The following is a 17,620-nucleotide window of genomic DNA, read 5'->3' as shown; positions in this document are numbered from 1 at the left end:
CTGCAGCTCAATTACTCACTGGACTGATAGGCCTTAAGCGTCAGTTCCTCGATCAGCACATTGACTCTCTGATCCCGGTCGGTTGTAAGCGCTGCTCCTCTTTGCAACTCCACCTGATCTGAAAGCCCCGGCTCTTCGGCCAGTTGCTTGTAGTCCCGCTGATAATCCGCTTCGATGGCAGCGAAACGGTCTGCGTATGTGCTTTCCAGAAAACGGCGCCAAAACGATTCGTACATGATCGAATGCATAAACGCCGGGCTACCGTCCATAGCCAAAATACTGCCTCTGGCCTCGATGACTTGTTGATCAGAAACCCCTGCTGTGGACTCGTACAACATAGAGCGCGCACGGGTCGGTAAATCCAGGTCATCTGCCAGTTTCACCCGATAAAACAGGATGACTTCAGCGGCATCAGGATTACCGCCTGCCGCGACCCGCCTGCGGACTTCGGCATCTGAAACCTGGTCGACCTGCCTTAAACGGAATAGCCGTTTGGCCAGTTTGAAAAGCTCCGCTTCGCGCTGGGCCTGACCTGTATTAGTCAGAGCTTCATGAATCAGCACTTCGACTTCCATGTTCTCAAACAGCACCATGGCACCATCACCGCAGCTTCGCTCTTCACGAAAGACCCGGGTCAGCAGCGCATCACGCAGTTGCGTGTTCGCCAGCATCTGATCAACGAGTACCCACACCCGATTTGTCAGTTGCTCCCACACGGCAGGCACCATCAAGTTTTGACTGGTGGCGAATAAAGCCAGGGTTTCAAAAAAATCCTTGGCTGCCTCCCCGGATCCTCGCAACAACGCCCACTGCTGCGTCCTGGCCTGCTTTTGCGCACCGGTCAGGCCCAAGGGTAGCCACGGCGCAACATCGTTTACCGACGCCAGTGCCTGAGCATGATCAATGGCATGGGCAATCGATGGTCCATAGCCAAAGTCACTGCCGCCCCGAACCCAGTAAGCGATGATCCGGTCACGGCTTTGTGCAGAAATCGGGTTGCCGGAAACACTGGTAACGCTGTTGGCCGTAGTTGTCGGGGGGGCGCTGAAAACGGCATCTGGAATGTCGCGAATCAGGTTATTGCGAAGGTTGGCCCATCGAACCTGAGTCAGTGCCCATAACCCGTTGGGCCACTGAGTAATCCCTGTGTTTTGCAGGTTCAAGGTGCGCAAGCCGGACATCTGACTCACATCGGGTGCAATTCCTAGCGGATTGTTTTCCAGGCTCAATACTTCAAGCATTGAGCAAGACGCAAGCCGCTGAACATTGTCGGAGGTCAGTACAAGGCGATTGCCCGACAGGTCGAGTGACCTCAACTGAGTCATGCCTGCAATCGCTGAAGGAATATCGCCCAGACGGTTACCTGACAAGCTCAGGGTGTGTAAATGCGGAAAACCATTCAGAAACTCTCCAGAACCACTGCGCAAATTCATGCAGTCCATTCGCAGTACCCGGATATGACTCAAGTTGCCTGTCAGTGCTGGCAGGTCACCCACATCAAGGCCATAAAAGTCGAGTATGGGCCCAATAACATTGCCATCATTGTCCCGGGCTATCTGGGTTTCCCTGCGCCAGGCCTGCACGATTCGCTCACACACCTGGAGCCTGTGGCCCGGCATTGCCATCGCCATATGAGAAGTACCGCTAGGGTACAGCTGGATTTGCGCCCACCCATCCAGCTCAACCTGCATGGTCTCGAACTGCGCCCGGCTCACCGCCACATGGGCACGCCGAGAAGATTCAGTACCGCCCAACGCGTCCAGATAGTCGACAATCTTGTGATAGCTCCATGTGGGGTACAGATATTGTGCTTCACGCATCAAATACAGAGAGTGGTCCGAGCCACCCATACTGATTGTCAGTGGATAAGCGATGAACGACCTGTCCAGGTCCATCGGCGGTTTGCGCGGCGGAGCAGGTGGCTGCAACCCCAACAGGGCTTGGACATTTATCCGGTCCTTGATCGCCTGATCACTGATTTTTTTTGCCAGCGTTGCCGTGTCACCCACGTTCGGGACATCCATGGCCGCACGCTCTGCCGGGGTGAGTGAATACAAAATGGAGGACAGCAAATTGTTGTCGGTTGCAGACGGTGGATTAAGTGCCTGCCCGTCTGGCGACCAGGCCTGATACTGGCTACCTGTCTTGACCAGCACCCGTGAGCTGCCAGCATCACCGGCACCGATACTGTCGAGCAACTGACCACTGACATCATCGCGGCGAACCTCGAGTCTTGCGCCAGCTGGCCAGCCCGACAAGGACTGCAGCATGCGCAGTGTGAGCATTTCACTGTCCGCAGTTGCCGTCGCCCCGATATACAAACCTTCGTAAGCGCGGGCCAGCCGCACCTCCCTGGCCGTCCAGTCAACCTGCTCCGAAAAACGCGGGGCAATCATCTCTTTATCGAAATAGTCGGTGCGCTCGGGACCGGAGGTGTGGCGGAGCAAATGTTCGATGATGCTTATAGGTAGTTCTGGATAATTTTTTTGAACCAGTCTCACGTGCGGATCCGAACTGCGCTCAAGGCGCCCATAGAGCGACTTGAACACCGTGGCTTGACGCGCAAGCGCATGGGCGGCAACTTTTTTAGCCAGCGCCAGCATGCGCTCCTCGATAGAGAGGTGGTACTCGCCCAGCAGACTCAATGTATCGGCCTGATTCATGCGCGAGAGCAGCGCGCGCAGCAACAGGCTGGCGTTATCGGTCTCATTGATCGTCACCCTGATCCGAGGCGCGGTGCTGCTCAGGTCGGCCCCGTATTCCTGCAGCGTATTACCTTGCAAGTCGACAATTTGAAGTACCTTGTCCGCAGGCCAGCCGGGCAAACTCTGCATCAGCAACAGATGAATATCGCTGCGGGCTTCAGACAGGGAATGGTGTGCCTGCATGTGTTTTACGAAGCGCTGAATCTCGGCCTCGATCTCGAAGCGCTTCCAGGAGTCCACCAACAAGGGCGGTGGTGCGAGGTTGTTCATGTGAATCTGACGCAATACACCTTCGCTGGTATTGCTCACAGCCATGATTTTATTGCCCATTTCATCACTGATGGATTCAGGTCGGGCTCGCAGCCGGCGCAACAATTTGAGCCCTTCCCACTGCAGGGGGTTCTCGATTGTCTGGCGCCATGCACCGTTGTAGTTGTGCTCCAGAGCCGGCTCGTTGACCCCGATTTTATTCGGGTGCTTCATGCGCCATTTATTGATCACAGAGTCGAAGTCGACCTGATAAACAGAACCATGCAACGACAGGTAATTTTTATCATCGATACGATAAAGACCCAGTTCACCGGGTACCTGATCGCGCAGCACAACCTCTTTGCGCTCAAATTGGAAGGTGGTCTTGTCCCACAGATTAACGGTGCCATCAGGCTGTCGCCGGGCGAGCATTGCATCACCCACTGCCTGTCGCAGACCCGATACCCGGGCGCCATCCATACCCAGCGATAAACGTTCACTCTCTCGCAACACCCAGTTGATCGCCAGGTAGAAGCTGTCAGGGGTTGAACTGATGGTCACTGTGCCTGCGCGACGAAAATCAGAAACTTCGAAGGTGCCAGCCTGAGTCTGACGCAGGACGATGGTTGGATCATCAGGCCCGGTGGGGCTGTAGCCATCCGTTGAGGCTGGAGCACTCACATCCGTGACCACCAACCTGCGGTTGAGCCTGTCGCGCAAAACCCCTGTTGCGAACTCTCGGGTCCATAAATCGATATCAGGGCTCCAGGCCCGCCGGTGATAGATCCCGTCCAGGGCAATGTCTACCCGCAGCCGTGTCCGCAAGCGGTTTGCTGCACGGGCAAACGCCAAAGGCTGCATGCCTTGCTCAAGAGCCTGTGTGACCTGAGAGGGCGTAAAAGGGTGCGAAGCCAATAACGGTTCAAGGCTCTCCACCGACATCCAGGCATTAAGCTGATGAAGTTTGGCCAGCAATGGCGTCGTGGTACCCGAAAGGGGTGGGTACACCAAAGGCAAATACTTCTTGGCAGGGTCTGAGCTGGCAATCGGATCGTTGCGCTTGTGCCCATAAAGCGCTGTCAGTGCCTTGATCAGGAGGGGCTTATCCTCTCGGGCCAGGTCGGCAATTTGCCAACGTATCGAAGCAATTCGCCCTGCTTCGCTCAGGTCCGGATTGCTCTCGCGGCCCAGTTGTGAAGCCTCGGGCAACTGGTCGAGAATCAGCGTGAACAATTGCTCGACCTGGGCACTGCCCTGGGTGACATCATGCCTGGCCACATACGTACCGTGATCCAGGCGTTTGATTTCAATATGGTTCACAGGGGTGCCGGGCCGATAATCCTTGCCATAAGACTCAACCAGATGACCCTGCTGATTGAACACATCCAGCACCGTCTCCCCGGGCCAAAGCTTCAGCTGTGTCAGCATGCACAACACTGCGCTGTCAGCGTTGACAGGCATTTCGCCGCGCTGGGGAAAGTCGCTTTTGATTTGCTCGATCAGTCGGTCAGCTTGAAGCCGACGCACGCCATCGGCCAGCGGGCCTGGAATAAGCTGACCTTGCCATGTGTTTTCAAGCTGTTCACGGCTGGTGCCGGTAATGCTTAACATGCGCTCTATGTCACCTGGAGCAGAATCAGGCAAATCCATCGCCAACATGCGCTGCAGCAGGTGCTTGTCGTCCAGCCCCTGAACATCCTCCAGCGCAAGGCGCCAGACCTGCTGACCGGGGTCAAACGCCACCGAGGGCCTGAATGCCTGCGCATTATCGGTTTTAAGCACGTAAAGACCGGACTGCGCGTCATGGGTGACTTCTACCACCCAGGCCTTGTCGCCCTCCTTAACCTTGGCATACCGCTTTGCATCGATGTCATACAAACCCTCAGCGTTAGGCACCCGGCCATCGAGTGCGTCTGCCTGCAGGTGCGGGTATGCGCTCAACTGCGGCCGCCACAACTCGACGCCACCCGACTGATTGGTGACCTTGCGCGGCTGGCCAAGAGTGGCCCACAGGCCTTGCATACGCTGGCGGTAAGCCTTGGCCGCCACACCCACCAAGCGGGCACTGATCAACAAGTCGGCGCTGTCGGCCAATGCACCGGCAAAGTTCGTGGCCTCTCCCTGTCTCGCCTCCTTCACGCCTTGTACAAGGCTATAGGCCAGGGAGCCCAATATGGCGGCCTGCATAATTGCATTGAGCCCCGATACACCTCCGGGCATGGGGGTGGTGAGCATCGTCAGCACTTCACTGCCTATGTCAGACAATGCCTCTTTGAAAGCCTGCCAATCCAGTGCTGACTTGCTAGTGGCCAACAGGCTCAAGTTGTCACGAAACCGCGCGGTCTGCCGCTCTCCAATTCTGTTGGCCAATGGTTGAGAACCGCTTGTGCTGATTTCGACATACAGTTGCAGGCTGTCCAGGTCTGGCTCGGGAAACGCACTGCGAAAAGCATCATGCAAAACACCTGCGAGCCAGGTGATGCCCTGGGGCCTTGGCTCGTCACTCAGCAGCTTGTTGAAGCCTCCCAGGTCTTTCAACCCCAGATGCCTGACAAACCAGCCAAGCTGACCTTTGCTGTGGTCCTGCCTGAGTTGCTGCAAAAAGTGCTTGAAGCCGCTGTCTACGCTTTTGTGCCACAAAAGAGCTCCGCCGAGGCGTTGTGGGAAATAGCTGAAAACACCAGACACCTCAGGAACCTTGATCAGGAAAAGAGGAAGCGCAATTTCGCCGTGCCCGGAGAAGTCCAGGTGGTTTTCCCCGTAAAAAAGTAACTTGAGGTCTTCTGCGTTGCCCCCCGGATTTCTGATGAATTTCTCCGGGATCGCGGGTTTGAGCCCCATTGATACCGGCCAAATGTGCGCAACTGAGTCTCCTTTCAACATGCTGAGCAAACGTTCGTAATCGGTACGATTGACCTTCGACACAAAACTGTTGCGGTAAGCCTCCAGCAAATCGAACTCAAAACCGGCTTTGGCCGCTGTAACCACCCGCTGCGTCAATGAGCCATCCTGCGCAGTTGCGCCATCAAGCAACTGTTTGAGCTTCGCACCCAGATCAAGTTTTCGCACAATCTGGATAAAAGGCCCGGCAGGCCTGCCCCTCAAACCGGCGGTATAGTCGATGTGACTGGCTTGTTCAAAGCTGTAGGGCTTGAGCAACACCGAGTCAGTCCTGTAACTGAAGTTCTCGCACGCGGCATCCCACAACGAGACCGAGCGAAGATGTTCAATGAACCTGGACTCGTCCACGGCGCGCGGCGTACGTCCGGGACTGAAGGTGAATTTGGGCTCGCGGGCAGCAGACGGTGAGCCGCTGATGCGGGTCATGTACTCAAGCAGGTCCTCTTCGATATTTTCACGATAACGGGTATGAATCCGTGCGTGCTCGGGGTCGACATCAACGCCCAGCAGCTCCTTGAGTTCACGGGTGAGTACTGCCAGGTGAGTTGACTTGAAGTCGGCCTTGATCCGGCTGATCTCGTCTTCGATCGCCTTGAGGGATGCCAGCGCGTTGCGATAGAGCACGGGATAATTGAATTTATGCGCCTCGCTCAGGCCACTGAAGTTGGCTTCGACAACTGAAGACAGATAGGTGAGCGCCTCTTTTTGCGCCCATTGCGTACTGGACAACAGCAACGGTGCTCGACCGCGCACAGGGGGTAAACTCGTCGTCATGGCTAGGATTCCGCTGGGTTGAAAGCCAACATATCCCTGAGCAAAACCTGCGCGGCGGTAGATAGTTATCCCGTCTCCTGCAAGGTACTGGCGTCATGATATGGTTCGCGCCCTGCCATTCGAGCGGTTTGCCACTATGCCTGTGACGTCTCGCACCCTGCGTTTGACGCTGTATTGCCTGTTGATTCTGGCCGGAGCGGCTCTGGCTGGCGGCTGGGCTATGCGCCAGGCCGAACGTCATGCGCTGGAAGAGAGCGCCCGCCGCGGCCCCGAACAACTGAACCTGTATGCCAACTCGCTGCACACGCTGATTGAGCGCTATCGCGCCCTGCCCGCCGTACTGGCACTGGACCCGGAGCTGGTGTCGGCCTTAAGCAAGCCCCTGACCGGGCACGTACAGGCCGCACTCAATGAAAAGCTCGAACGCATCAACGGTGCGGCCCAGTCTTCCACCCTGGAGTTGCTCGACAGCACCGGCCTGGCCGTCGCCGCCAGCAACTGGAATACCTCCAACAGCTATGTGGGCCATAACTATGGCTTCAGGCCCTATTTCAAGCAGACCCGCAGCCAGGGCAGCGGCAGCTTTTATGCCGTGGGCGTGACCAGTGGAATACCGGGGTACTTTCTGTCCAGCGCGGTGCTCGATGCCGACGGCAGGTTCTTGGGGGCGATGGTGGTCAAGCTTGAATTCCCGCAACTGGAGCGTGAATGGAGCCACGGCAACGACACCCTGCTGGTCAGCGACGCCCGGGGCATTGTGTTTATTGCCAACCAACCCGGCTGGCGCTATCGCCTGTTGCGACCGTTGAGTGACAGCGATCGCAGCGAAATTTCCGCCACGCGCCAGTACCACGATCAACCCCTGACGCTGATGAAAACCCACACCCTGCGCAGCTTTGATGAAGCCAGCTCCCTGACCCGCGTCGACGGTCCCGACGGTCAGGCAGATTATCTATGGGGGTCGTTGCCACTGAGCGCAGAAGGCTGGACGCTGCACCTGCTACGCCGTCCCGTCACCGCCGCGGAAGACAGTCGCAACGCCGCACTGGCGGCGATTGGCTTGTGGCTGACGCTGGTGTTTCTGGGGCTATTTTTATTCCAGCGCTGGCGACTGGGGCGTTTGCGCCAGCGTAATCGTGAGGAGCTTGAACAACTGGTCGAAGCCCGCACCCGAGATTTGCGCACTGCGCAAGATAGCCTGGTGCAATCAGCCAAACTCGCGGCACTGGGGCAAATGTCGGCGGCGCTGGCCCACGAGATCAATCAGCCCCTGACCGCCCAGCGCATGCAATTGGCGACCTTGCGTCTGTTGCTGGATCACGGCCGTATCGACGATGCCTATAAAGCCCTGGACCCGTTGGAGCAGATGCTCAAGCGCATGGCCGCACTCACCGGCCATTTAAAGACTTATGCCCGCCAGAGCCCCAGCGGTTTGCGCGAGCGCCTGGACCTGGCAACCGTGGTCGATCAGGCCCTGCAGTTGCTGGAGCCGCGCCTTCAGGAAGAAGCCATAGAGCTGACGATCAATCTGATTCGCCCGGCCTGGGTACGCGGCGATGCGATCCGTCTGGAGCAAGTGTTGATCAACCTGCTGCGCAACGCCCTTGACGCCATGCTCGACACACCGCGCAAACACCTGGAAATCCGCATCGAGGCCAATCAACAACTATGGCACTTGACGGTCAGCGACAGCGGGGGCGGGATCAGGGAGGAACATCTGGGTAAAATCTTCGATCCGTTCTTCACCACCAAACCGGTGGGTGACGGATTAGGTTTGGGCCTGGCGGTGTCTTACGCCATTGTTCACGAAATCGGCGGTCGCTTGACCGCCTGCAACCGGGCCGATGGCGCACAATTCACGCTGACGCTGCCCATCGCACAGGAAATGTGAAACATGCTCAACTCGGTGATCGTGGTCGATGACGAGGCCAGTATTCGTAATGCCGTGGAGCAATGGCTGAGTCTGAGCGGCTTTGAAGTGCAGTTGTTCAGCTGCGCCGAAGACTGCCTGGTTCAACTGCCTGCGCATTTTGCCGGGGTGATTGTCAGTGATGTGCGCATGCCGGGCATGGGCGGCCTTGCGTTGCTGACCCGATTGCAGCAACTGGATGCTGACTTGCCGGTGATTTTGCTGACAGGCCACGGTGATGTCCCGATGGCCGTCGAGGCCATGCGCGAGGGTGCTTACGACTTTCTCGAAAAACCCTTCAGCCCCGAAGCACTGCTGAGCAGCCTGCGTCGAGCCCTGGAAAAGCGCCAGCTGGTACTCGAAAACCGTCGTTTGCACGAACAGGCTGACCTGCGCGAACTGATCGACGGGCGCTTGCTGGGTGTGTCGCGCAGCTTGCAGACCTTGCGCCGTCAGGTGCTGGAGCTGGCGCCACTGCCGGTCAATGTGTTGATTCGTGGCGAGACCGGCAGCGGCAAGGAACTGGTCGCCCGCTGCCTGCATGATTTTGGCCCCCGTGCCGACAAACCTTTCGTGGCGCTCAACTGCGCCGCCATCCCCGAGCAGTTGTTTGAAGCCGAGCTGTTCGGTCACGAAAGCGGGGCATTTACCGGGGCGCTGGGCAAGCGCATCGGCAAGCTGGAGTACGCCGATGGCGGGACCTTGTTTCTGGATGAAATCGAAAGCATGCCCTTGGCCCAGCAAGCCAAATTGCTGCGAGTGCTACAAGAGCAAAAGCTGGAGCGCCTGGGCTCCAACCAGAGCATCAGCGTGAACCTGCGGGTGATTGCCGCCACCAAACCCGACTTGCTCGAAGAAGCCCGCGCCGGGCGTTTTCGCGAAGACCTGGCCTATCGACTGACCGTGGCGCAACTGCGCCTGGCACCGTTGCGCGAGCGCCGAGAAGATATTCCATTGCTGTACGACGCCTTTTCACACAGTGCCGGCGAACGCCTGGGGCGCAGCGCACAACCGCTGAGCGGGCCACAACTGTCCCGTTTGCTGAGCCACGACTGGCCGGGCAATGTGCGCGAACTGGCCAACGTTGCCGAGCGGGACGTACTGGGCTTGAGCGAACCGCAACTGGACGACCCTGAAACAGGGCAATCACTGGTGGCGCAACAGGAAGCCTTTGAGGCGCAATGCCTGCGTGCTGCGCTGACCCGACATAAAGGTGATATCAAAGCAGTGCTCAATGAGCTGCAACTGCCGCGCCGTACCCTCAATGAAAAAATGCAGCGTCATGGGCTGGTGCGCGAGGCGTTTTTGGGGAGCAGTTAAGCGATTCCTGCCTCTGTGGGAGCGGGCTTGCTCGCGATTCGGACGGCGCGGTGGCTCAGGTAAACCGGAGTGATGCCATCGCGAGCAAGCCCGCTCCCACAAGAGTCAGGGCCTGCAATACTTGTCAGATAGGCGGATTCTTGCCTATGACGCACCTGCAAACCAGCGGATTCCCGCTCACTCACCACCCTCCCCCCTTGTAAACCGGGCCCTGCAGCCTTGGCACAACTCCTGCTATAGCCCTGCAAGCTCGCGTTTTGACGCGCTATAAAAAAACAATGAAAGAAGGATCCATTCAATGGATAACTCCAGCACCCTGCCTGCCGGTTCCGCGTCTGCGGCCCCCAAAGAAAAGACCACCTCAAGCCGTATCAAATCGATTTTCAGTGGCTCCGTCGGCAACATGGTCGAGTGGTACGACTGGTACGTCTACGCCGCATTCTCGCTGTACTTCGCCAAGGCCTTTTTCCCCAAGGGCGACACCACCGCACAATTGCTCAATACCGCGGCCATCTTCGCCGTAGGCTTTTTGATGCGCCCGATCGGCGGCTGGCTGATGGGCCTGTACGCTGACCGCAAAGGCCGTAAAGCCGCACTGATGGCTTCGGTGCTGCTGATGTGCTTCGGCTCGCTGGTCATCGCTCTGTCGCCAGGTTATGAAACCATTGGCGTGTGGGCACCGGTGCTGCTGGTCTTCGCCCGTTTGCTGCAAGGGTTGTCCGTGGGTGGCGAGTACGGCACCTCGGCAACCTACCTCAGCGAGATGGCGACCAAGGAACGTCGTGGCTTTTTCTCCAGCTTCCAGTACGTAACCCTGATCTCGGGTCAGCTCATCGCCCTGGGTGTATTGATCGTTCTGCAACAGACCCTGACCGAAGAACAGCTGTACAGCTGGGGCTGGCGCGTTCCGTTTGTGATCGGTGCCCTGTGCGCCGTGGTCGCGCTGTATCTGCGTCGTGGCATGGAAGAAACCGAGTCGTTCAAAAAGGTCCGGGTCAAGCCTAAAGAAAGCGCCATGCGCACCTTGATGCGCCACCCTAAAGAGCTGATGACCGTCGTCGGCCTGACCATGGGCGGTACGCTGGCGTTCTACACCTACACCACGTACATGCAGAAATACCTGGTGAACACGGTGGGGATGAGCATCTCGGACTCCACCACCATTTCGGCCGCCACACTGTTCCTGTTCATGTGCATTCAGCCATTGGTGGGCGCTCTGTCGGACAAGATCGGACGTCGTCCAATCCTGATCGCCTTCGGCGTGCTGGGCACCCTGTTCACCGTGCCAATCCTCACCACCCTGCACACCATCACCACCTGGTGGGGCGCGTTCTTCCTGATCATGGCCGCGTTGATCATTGTCAGCGGCTACACCTCGATCAACGCCGTGGTGAAAGCTGAACTGTTCCCGACAGAAATCCGCGCACTGGGCGTAGGCTTGCCTTACGCACTGACCGTGTCGATCTTCGGTGGTACCGCTGAATACATTGCGCTGTGGTTCAAGAGCGCAGGCATGGAAACCGGTTACTACTGGTACGTGACCGCCTGTATCGCGTGCTCGCTGGCGGTGTACGCCACCATGAAAGACACCCGCAAGCACTCGCGTATCGAAACAGACTAAGCCCCGCCCCAACCAGCCCCACACGGGGCTGGTTGCATCTGCAACACCTTCCTGCCTGCCCCCTCCAAAGCCCCTCCCTCTCTACTAAGTGCGTCAGCGTTATCTGACTTAATAGTCAGTTAACACTGTTAGGCCACTATCCATTTCAGCAAGACCTCTATCGCTGGCTGATGTGAATCGTCACCAAACGCAAGAGCAGACACCCGTTGACCTGTTTTTGCGCGGGCATACACATCGAATAAATCGATTATTTATCGCTATTTTTTGCGCTTTTTAATCAAATTAATCGGCGTAGTCTTAAACCCATACCCACTGAACATCTCAAACACGAAACAAGGAGCTTCATCATGAAAACCAAATTGATCCTCGCTGCCGCCTTCTCTGCCCTGGCTTTCAATGCTTTTGCCGCCGATGGTTTCGACCGTACTCACTCGTCGAACTTTGCTGAAGACGGCTTCAGCCGCACAGGTTCGGCCGCCGTTGCCGCTGATGGCTTTGATCGCACCGGCTCGGCTACTTTTGCTGAAGACGGCTTCGACAAAACCGGCTCGGCCACCTTCGCAGAAGACGGCTTCGACAAAACCGGCTCGGCTACCTTCGCAGAAGACGGCTTCGACAAAACTGGCTCGGCCACCTTCGCAGAAGACGGCTTCAGCCGTACCCATTCGGATACCTTTGCCTCGGATGGTTACGATCGCACCAATGGCGCCCTTTTCAGCTAACACCTGAAGGAGGCACTTCAGCCCGGCCCTGGCCGGGCTTAGTCGTTTCTGGGGGAAAGAAAATTGCGAAAACCCGTAGCCGCTTTTGTAATCAGCCCCAAGGCCTTGCACTATAGGGGCTCTATATCAGCCGTTTGCGGACTACTCCCATGCATGACGATATTCATTTTTATGAACCCTCCCAAGGCCACGGCCTGCCCCACGATCCGTTCAACGCCATCGTTGGCCCGCGTCCGATTGGCTGGATTTCGTCTCAGGATGCCCAAGGCCGGCTGAACCTTGCTCCCTACAGCTTTTTCAACGCGTTTAACTACATCCCGCCGATCATCGGGTTTTGCAGTGTGGGCCGCAAAGACAGCCTCAATAACATCGAGCAAACCGGCGAGTTCGTCTGGAACCTGGCCACACGTCCCTTGGCCGAAGCGATGAACCAAAGCTGCGCCATGGTCGGCCCCGAGGTGAATGAGTTCGAACTGGCAGGCCTGACAACTGCAGCTTCGCGGGTGATCAGTGTGCCGCGCGTGGCCGAAACGCCGGTATCGTTTGAGTGCAAGGTCACGCAGATCATCCAGCTGCAACGCGCAGACAAGGCACTGGTGCCAAGCTGGCTGATTCTGGGTGAGGTGGTGGCTGTACATATCGCCAGACACCTGCTTAAAGACGGGATTTACGACACCGCAGCCGCCGAACCGATTTTACGCGGTGGCGGCCCGGCGGATTACTTCCAGCTAGGCCCCGAAGCACTGTTCAAAATGCATCGCCCGCGTTAGGGCCTGTTGAGGTTTGGTTGTGAGCCACAACCAAACCTCAACAAACCTACAACTACCAGACCAGTTCGGCGTCTTCAGTGACGCCCTGCAGGGCTTCAAGTTGTTGCGCGGCAGCAGCATCGGCGGCGGTCGCTGTTTTGAACGTTTGCTCGATCAGTACTTTGTGAAAGCGCGGTGCTCCACCTTCGTACAAGGCTTTGACTGCAATCGCTGCGTGGTAAATCCCGGGTTCAACCGGAACCACGGCTGATACCGCTTCAAAATGTGCAAACTCTTTACGCGCCATGCTTCAACTCCCGGCCAATGGAAAAACCGGCATTCTACCTGTTCAACCCGCTCGCATCGTTGAAGGTCTTGAAATCGAGGCTATCCACCACCTGCTGGTAGACCAGCACGCCGTAAACATCCATGAGCGATGAGTTGAAATACGCCTGCATCGAGGTTTCATCCTGCCAATAGCCCGCGACCTGCCACAGCAGCGGATCGCTCTGGCAATGCTGCAAGGCGAAGTGCAGGCACCCGGGCGTCTGCAGGGTCGGTTCAATCAGTTGGCTCAGGCACGCCTGGACCTGGACCGAACACCCTGCGCGGGCGCGAACCAGGGTCATATGACTGACGGCATTGGACTGGGGCATGCTGGCCTCCACAAAGGAAAAGGGTGTCAGGGAGAGGTTCAAAGCTTAAAGGCCAGCCCCCGTGACCGTTAGTCGATTCCTGCCCCAGGCTTGCACGATTCTGCAAAACCTCGTTAATTCCCCTTCTGATTGCGCACTTGAACCGTCTGCCTCGCCTTTGGCTTTTTGAGCAAGGCTGTACGTCTGCAACGGGTTTGGCAGGCACATGAGTGTTGGCAATGACAGGATCAGGCAAGACAACGGCAGAAATCGGCTACCCCTTGGCCTTGCACAAACTTAAGCTGTACCTGCCCTGTTGCTTTAATGAGGATGCGACCTATGTCACTGCTGGAACCGCCGCGGCCCGCGCTCGACCCCGCACTTGAAAAACAGCGCGTGGAACTGGCAGACCTGATTTACCGCCACGCTCCTGAAGACGGCTCATTCGATACCGGTGTCGAGGCGCTGTTTGTGTCCCGTTACAGCCAACCCAGCGATTTTGCCCCCAGCCTGCCCAAACCCGCGCTGTGCATCATGGCCCAGGGTCGTAAAGAGGTGCGGCTGGCGGATGAATACTTCGCCTACGACCCGCTCAATTATCTGGTGGTGTCTGTGTCGATGCCGATCAGCGGCAGGGTGCTGGAAATATCCCCCGAACACCCGGTACTGGCCTTGCGCCTGGATATTGATCCTGCGCAAATCTCCACCCTGATCAGCGATGCGGGCCCCATGGGCGTGCCGTCGCGACCGACCGGACGGGGCCTTTACGTTGAGCCCATTGACCCGCCGATGCTCGACGCATTGCTGCGCCTGACACGCCTGCTCGACACCCCCAAAGATATCGCCATGCTTGCGCCACTGATTCGCCGTGAGATTTTGTACCGGCTATTGCGCAGCCCCCTGGGCCACCGCCTGTATGAAATCGCCAGCGAAAATAGTCAAAACCATCGCGTCAGCCGGGCGATTTCCTGGCTTAACGGTAACTTTGAACAGCCGCTGCGCATCGACAGCCTGGCACGGGAGGCCAATCTCAGCGTGTCGACGCTGCATCATCGATTCAAGGCCATGACCGCCATGAGCCCACTGCAGTACCAAAAGCAATTGCGCCTCAACGAAGCGCGGCGGCTGATGCTCAGTGAGGGCCTGGATGCATCGGCAGCGGGCTATCGCGTGGGCTATGAAAGCCCGTCGCAATTTAGCCGCGAGTACAGCCGTCAGTTCGGCGCGCCACCGGTGCGGGATCTGGCGCGCCTGCGCATGAGCCTATAGCGTGAGCGATTGCTGCCAGTGCCACTCATCGACTTCAATCACGCTGGGGCCCTGGCGGTCGGCGGCACTGGCCAGGGCTGCGCGCAATTGCGCTTCGCCCTCGACCGTCTGCGCGGTACACCCCAACGCCTTGGCCACACCGATAAAGTCCGGAGTGTAAATGTCGACGCCCACGGGCTCGATGGCGCGATTGAGCATGTATTTTTTGATTTCGCCGTAGCCCTGGTTGTTCCACAGCAACACGATTATCGGTGTGCGTGCCTCAACTGCACTGGCCAGTTCAGCCAGGGTGAATTGCAACCCTCCATCACCGATCAGGCACAAGACCGGGCCACCCGCTTTCCCCTCTGCCCGACGGCCCAACCAGGCACCGACTGCCGCTGGCAGGGCATAACCCAGGGTGCCGTAGCCGGTTGATGAGTTGAACCAGCGACGCGGCTGCTCGAGGTTGAAGGTCAGGTTGCCGGTGTACACCGGCTGGGTTGAATCACCTACACACACCGCATCCGGCAGCACATCGAACACAGCCTGCAAGAAATGGGTTTGGGCCCGGGTCGGCGCATCCCACTCAGTGGCCAGTTGCGCCTTGAGGCGACTGACCCGCTCTGAGCCCCAGTCCGCCTGCCGTGGCGGCACTTGAGCAAGGCTCGACAGCAAGGCTTGGGCGGCCAGGTTCGCATCGGCTACCAGGGCCAGGGTGGGCGGGTAGTTGCGCACGGTCTGATCCGGGTCGATATCGATGCGCAACAAGGCGCCAGGGATCTCAAAACCGCCAGCAAAGGTCACGTCGTAATCGGTCTCGGCCAGTTCGGTGCCAATGGCCAGCACCACGTCCGCCTCGGCCACAAGCGCCCGTGTCGCAACCAGTGATTGGGTCGAGCCAATCAACAGGGGGTGATCCGAAGGCAGCATGCCCTTGGCATTAATGGTCAGGGCCACCGGGGCGCTTAGTCGCTCCGCCAGTTTTAGCAGCGCGGGGGCCGCCTCTATCGCGCCGCCACCCGCCAGAATCAACGGCCGTTTGGCATGGGTCAAGCGCTGGCTCATCTGCTCGATGGCCGCAGGCGAAGCCCCTGGCCGGGCAATGCTGACAGGGTGACTGGCAAGCAATGCGTCGGCGTTTTCCACCAGTACGTCCAGGGGAATCTCGATATGCACAGGCCTTGGGCGACCGGCCTGAAACAGCGCAAATGCCCGCGCCAGAACGCCCGGCAACTCTGCCGCCGACATCAGGGTGTGGGAAAACGCCGCCACGCCAGCCACCAGCGCTCCCTGATTCGGCAGTTCGTGCAACTTGCCACGCCCCCCGCCCAACTGGCTGCGCGACTGCACACTGGAAATCACCAGCATCGGAATCGAATCCGCATAAGCCTGGCCCATCGCAGTCGTGATATTGGTCATGCCGGGGCCGGTAATGATGAAGCACACACCGGGCTTGCCGCTGGTACGGGCATAGCCGTCAGCCATAAAACCGGCACCCTGCTCGTGACGCGGGGTGACGTGGCTGATCCTGGACCCTGCCAGCCCGCGGTACAGTTCAACGGTGTGTACGCCGGGGATGCCGAACACCTGCTCGACCCCGTACGCCTCCAGCAACTTGACCAATACTTCGCCGCACGTCGCCATGTGTCCTGCTCCTCTTCTTGTTCGGGAATGAACCATTGAAGCGGTCGGCTGTGGTGCGCACAACGCAAACGTGCTCATACTAGCCATGTCCTGGACTCATGGCTGACCACTGATGAAACGCCTACCGCCACTTCCCGCACTGCATACTTTTTTGATCACGGCTCAATGTTGCAACTTCACCCGTGCCGGTGAGCAGTTGCACATCACCCAGGGGGCGGTGAGCCGGCAAATTGCCGGGCTTGAGGAGCACCTGGGGTATGCGCTGTTTCATCGCCAGGCTCGCGGCCTGAGCCTGACCGAACAGGGCCAGGCGCTGTATCCGCGGATCGAGCAGGTGTTCGACATGATCGGCGAGGCAGTCGAGTACGCCAGCATTCGCCGTACCCCGCTGCAGATCAAGGCCCCAACCTGCATGCTGCGCTGGCTGCTGCCCAAGTTGCTGCACTGGCAAGAACTGCGCCCCGACGTGCCGGTGGAACTGACCAGCAGCGTGCAGCACGGGGTGGACTTTCGTCGCGAGGCTTTCGATGCCGCCGTGATCTACAGCCCGCAGCCGGGGCCCAAGCGCGAAGGCCAGCACCTGTTCGACGAACAACTGACCCCGGTATGCGCCCCGCACCTGCTGGACGGCAGCAACGCCATCAACCACCTGAACGACCTTGCACACCACACCCTGCTGCACCCCAGCCGTGATCAACAGGACTGGATCAACTGGCTGGCTGCGGCGGGGGGAGATGTGTCGATGATCTGCAAGAGCCAGTACTTCGACACCCTGGATCTGGCCATGACCGTAGCCGCCCAGGGCAACGGTGTCGCCATAGGCGACTGGTCACTGATAGGGGATGACCTCAAGGCAGGCCGACTGGCCATGCCCTTTGACTTCAAAGTACGGACCGGCGCCGCCTACCTGCTGGTGTGTTCTGCGCGCAACGAACCGTCCGCACCGCTGCGCGAATTGCTGGATTGGCTGGTGAAACAGGCAAGGGATACTGATCAGCCGTGGATTAATACGCCACGGATAACCTGAAGCTACAAAAATCGCTCCGAGCAGGAGATTGCCGGCTATCGGGACGCCTTGTCGCTAATACACGAAGCCTGCGATGCCATGCCCGTCTCAGAGGACACGGTGCGCCTGGTGTT

The 17,620-nt window shown here is 58.4% G+C and carries 11 protein-coding genes; 7 read left to right on the top strand and 4 right to left on the bottom strand.

The annotated features are described in order from the left end of the window. Window positions 1–11 precede the first annotated feature (11 nt). A complete protein-coding gene (locus tag AACY07_RS05350; RefSeq protein ID WP_339473767.1) occupies window positions 12–6,629 on the bottom strand; it encodes an NEL-type E3 ubiquitin ligase domain-containing protein in 6,618 nt (2,205 codons plus the stop codon). A gap of 136 nt (window positions 6,630–6,765) precedes the next feature. Between AACY07_RS05350 and AACY07_RS05345 the strand changes: the two genes are divergently transcribed. The 5 genes from AACY07_RS05345 (at window position 6,766) to AACY07_RS05325 (ending at window position 12,971) form a co-directional block, all read left to right on the top strand. Next, complete coding sequence (locus AACY07_RS05345) at window positions 6,766–8,520, top strand: sensor histidine kinase (protein ID WP_339473766.1); 1,755 nt, start codon at window positions 6,766–6,768, stop codon at window positions 8,518–8,520. A gap of 3 nt (window positions 8,521–8,523) precedes the next feature. After that, window positions 8,524–9,858, top strand: a complete 1,335-nt coding sequence (locus AACY07_RS05340; protein ID WP_339473765.1) for a sigma-54-dependent transcriptional regulator — start codon at window positions 8,524–8,526, stop codon at window positions 9,856–9,858. A 298-nt stretch (window positions 9,859–10,156) separates the two neighbouring features. Further along, window positions 10,157–11,479, top strand: coding sequence for an MFS transporter (locus tag AACY07_RS05335; protein WP_133075773.1), 1,323 nt, complete (start codon window positions 10,157–10,159; stop codon window positions 11,477–11,479). A gap of 347 nt (window positions 11,480–11,826) precedes the next feature. Then, window positions 11,827–12,201, top strand: coding sequence for a heme utilization protein (locus tag AACY07_RS05330; RefSeq protein WP_339473763.1), 375 nt, complete (start codon window positions 11,827–11,829; stop codon window positions 12,199–12,201). Between the two features lie 149 nt (window positions 12,202–12,350). Beyond that, window positions 12,351–12,971, top strand: coding sequence for a flavin reductase family protein (locus AACY07_RS05325; RefSeq protein WP_133075774.1), 621 nt, complete (start codon window positions 12,351–12,353; stop codon window positions 12,969–12,971). A 52-nt stretch (window positions 12,972–13,023) separates the two neighbouring features. On the opposite strand, the gene AACY07_RS05320 is transcribed toward AACY07_RS05325, so the two are convergent. Continuing rightward, window positions 13,024–13,257 (bottom strand): hypothetical protein, encoded by a 234-nt coding sequence (locus tag AACY07_RS05320; RefSeq protein ID WP_133075775.1) that lies wholly within the window; start codon window positions 13,255–13,257, stop codon window positions 13,024–13,026. 34 nt (window positions 13,258–13,291) lie between these two features. Next, on the bottom strand, window positions 13,292–13,606 hold the full coding sequence (locus AACY07_RS05315) for a putative quinol monooxygenase (protein WP_339473761.1): 315 nt from the start codon (window positions 13,604–13,606) through the stop codon (window positions 13,292–13,294). A gap of 318 nt (window positions 13,607–13,924) precedes the next feature. On the opposite strand from AACY07_RS05315, the gene AACY07_RS05310 reads away from it, so the two are divergent. Beyond that, window positions 13,925–14,854, top strand: a complete 930-nt coding sequence (locus AACY07_RS05310; protein WP_339473759.1) for an AraC family transcriptional regulator — start codon at window positions 13,925–13,927, stop codon at window positions 14,852–14,854. Here AACY07_RS05310 and AACY07_RS05305 read toward each other — a convergent pair. Further along, the gene (locus AACY07_RS05305) at window positions 14,849–16,480 is read right to left on the bottom strand and encodes a 5-guanidino-2-oxopentanoate decarboxylase (RefSeq protein WP_339473757.1); all 1,632 of its coding nucleotides are present in this window, start codon (window positions 16,478–16,480) and stop codon (window positions 14,849–14,851) included. The genes AACY07_RS05310 and AACY07_RS05305 overlap by 6 nt on opposite strands. Before the next feature lie 112 nt (window positions 16,481–16,592). On the opposite strand from AACY07_RS05305, the gene AACY07_RS05300 reads away from it, so the two are divergent. Further along, window positions 16,593–17,507 (top strand): LysR substrate-binding domain-containing protein, encoded by a 915-nt coding sequence (locus AACY07_RS05300; protein WP_339473755.1) that lies wholly within the window; start codon window positions 16,593–16,595, stop codon window positions 17,505–17,507. The last annotated feature ends 113 nt before the right edge of the window (window positions 17,508–17,620 follow it).

The organism is Pseudomonas sp. RL_5y_Pfl2_69, assembly GCF_963970465.1.
GTDB lineage: Bacteria > Pseudomonadota > Gammaproteobacteria > Pseudomonadales > Pseudomonadaceae > Aquipseudomonas.
The sequence above is the reverse complement of the archived record's forward strand: the minus strand, read 5'-3'. Positions and strand labels throughout refer to the sequence as shown.

Coding starts and splice junctions, on each gene's coding strand:
- AACY07_RS05335 (WP_133075773.1), top strand. CDS start 10,157: ATGGATAACTCCAGCACCCTGCCTGCCGGTTCCGCGTCTGCGGCCCCC.
- AACY07_RS05320 (WP_133075775.1), bottom strand. CDS start 13,257: ATGGCGCGTAAAGAGTTTGCACATTTTGAAGCGGTATCAGCCGTGGTT.
- AACY07_RS05310 (WP_339473759.1), top strand. CDS start 13,925: ATGTCACTGCTGGAACCGCCGCGGCCCGCGCTCGACCCCGCACTTGAA.
- AACY07_RS05330 (WP_339473763.1), top strand. CDS start 11,827: ATGAAAACCAAATTGATCCTCGCTGCCGCCTTCTCTGCCCTGGCTTTC.
- AACY07_RS05315 (WP_339473761.1), bottom strand. CDS start 13,606: ATGCCCCAGTCCAATGCCGTCAGTCATATGACCCTGGTTCGCGCCCGC.
- AACY07_RS05305 (WP_339473757.1), bottom strand. CDS start 16,480: ATGGCGACGTGCGGCGAAGTATTGGTCAAGTTGCTGGAGGCGTACGGG.
- AACY07_RS05300 (WP_339473755.1), top strand. CDS start 16,593: ATGAAACGCCTACCGCCACTTCCCGCACTGCATACTTTTTTGATCACG.
- AACY07_RS05350 (WP_339473767.1), bottom strand. CDS start 6,629: ATGACGACGAGTTTACCCCCTGTGCGCGGTCGAGCACCGTTGCTGTTG.
- AACY07_RS05345 (WP_339473766.1), top strand. CDS start 6,766: ATGCCTGTGACGTCTCGCACCCTGCGTTTGACGCTGTATTGCCTGTTG.
- AACY07_RS05340 (WP_339473765.1), top strand. CDS start 8,524: ATGCTCAACTCGGTGATCGTGGTCGATGACGAGGCCAGTATTCGTAAT.
- AACY07_RS05325 (WP_133075774.1), top strand. CDS start 12,351: ATGCATGACGATATTCATTTTTATGAACCCTCCCAAGGCCACGGCCTG.